Below are 1,757 nucleotides of genomic sequence, written 5' to 3'. Positions count from 1 at the left end.
CGTCCACCACAACACTATTGAAATCGAAGACCCGCAGACACCGTTTGCAACATCGTTTTGGGCGGACAGCCAGGCAAGAGGGGTATACAAAGGGGATGCAGGTGGTATTGATACACCTGCTACCGTGGATACGGTGATTCAGTCTCCGTGGATGGAGGGAATTATTGCGTCAGAAACTATCACTGATCTGATTGACGATGACTGGTCAACAAAGAACACACTCACATCACCCATACAGTATACCCGGACAATTCTGTACCCGGAAGATGATTACTTTGTGATCTTTGACCGTCTGGAAGGTGATGAAGAATGGATATACCGAAATGTCTTCCGCCCGTCCAGTCTTACAATTTCACCGACAAATGATAAAAACGGGGACAAAAAATACGTGGAATCCGAGATAGGGCATGTTAAAGGCAGCCTTACAATAAATGACAATTCATATGACTGGCTCTCTCTTCCCTATAAACGTGAAACCAAAACCGGCATTACAGCGAACTCTGTCAGCTGGGAAACAATAAATCCATACCGTAAGCCTGTTCGGCTGAACATATTTTCAGTCCCGGCATCAGAAATTATTATCACAAAGCATGTTGGCAGAATTGCAGGATATGCTGCTGCATCTGAAGTTTTTTCACCAGTATTATATTTGAGAAACAGTCCGGCAGAAGAACTCTGTCGCATTACTGTTCTCATATCAGGATACCTGAATGAAATGGAAAAAAAAACTGAAGAGCTACCCGTCACCGGAAACGGAAATGCCATACGTGTCAGTTCATCAGCCAATACAGACACCATCTATTCAGGAAAAGGAGACGCCTCATTTGATATATTTAAGACAGATGCCGGGACGGTATTTTTCCGCCAGCCAAAAAATTCAGCGGATTATTACTGTATGATGTCAGGCGGTACATATCTCAGAAAGAATGGGGACGACCTGATCAGCATTTCAAAAACAGATGCAGGGATGGAAATAACGGTCAATATTCCAAAAAATAACGTAGAGCAGATAACCAGAGACGGGACACCATATACTGATTTTAAAGAGACAGCAGGTGGTTCTGCAGTGAAAATTTTTTCAGATAAGACAAGTTCTGCATTTGATATTCATTCCAAGAAACAGACGGCTCACATCATATTGTCAGATGAAGGCGGATCATCCGGCCCGTCCCGGACGGTGACCCCTACGGGAATCATACGGGACAGATACCCGGCAGAGCAAAACGCTGGAAATTTCACCTTTAGCCTGATATCGGGCTGCATCATCCTTATACTCACCAGTTGGTATATCAGGAGAGAATAAACCCTCCTCTGGCTTATCCATATTTTTTTACAAAATGATGCACAAACTATTAGTCGTAGCGAACCGACTCCATGCTATTGCATGAACGGTCTGGAAGCAATTATTGCAGGTGCAATTCAGGGAACAGTTGAATGGCTCCCGATAAGCAGTGAAGCACAGACGATGCTCTATTTGCTCAATTATCTCCATATGGATCCTCAAACAGCTCTTTCATATGCGTTTTTCCTTCATTTCGGCACGATGATAGCAGTAATAATACGGTTCCGGGGAGAGTTTGTTCAGATTTTAAAAAATCTTCGTCTGGATTATAAACTGACAAGAATTCTCCTGATTGCAACTCTTTCAACGGCGATAACTGCTCTGCCGCTCTATCTTCTGCTAAAAACAGTCTCACTTGAACAGAATGCCTCCACCTTTACGGTTTTAATCGGATGCCTGTTGATTCTCACCGGTG

At 43.6% G+C, this 1,757-nt stretch carries 2 protein-coding genes; both read left to right on the top strand.

All coding sequences use genetic code 11. The annotated features are described in order from the left end of the window. A partial coding sequence (locus MKMG_RS11360) for a hypothetical protein (protein ID WP_165078056.1) occupies positions 1-1,303 on the top strand: 1,303 nt, incomplete at its 5' end. A gap of 81 nt (positions 1,304-1,384) precedes the next feature. Then, positions 1,385-1,757: undecaprenyl-diphosphate phosphatase (locus MKMG_RS11355; protein WP_165078055.1), on the top strand; the 373-nt coding region annotated here is incomplete at its 3' end.

This window comes from Methanogenium sp. MK-MG (genome assembly GCF_009914725.1).
Classification (GTDB): Archaea; Halobacteriota; Methanomicrobia; order Methanomicrobiales; family Methanomicrobiaceae; genus Methanogenium.
This window is presented reverse-complemented; position numbering and strand designations above follow the sequence as displayed.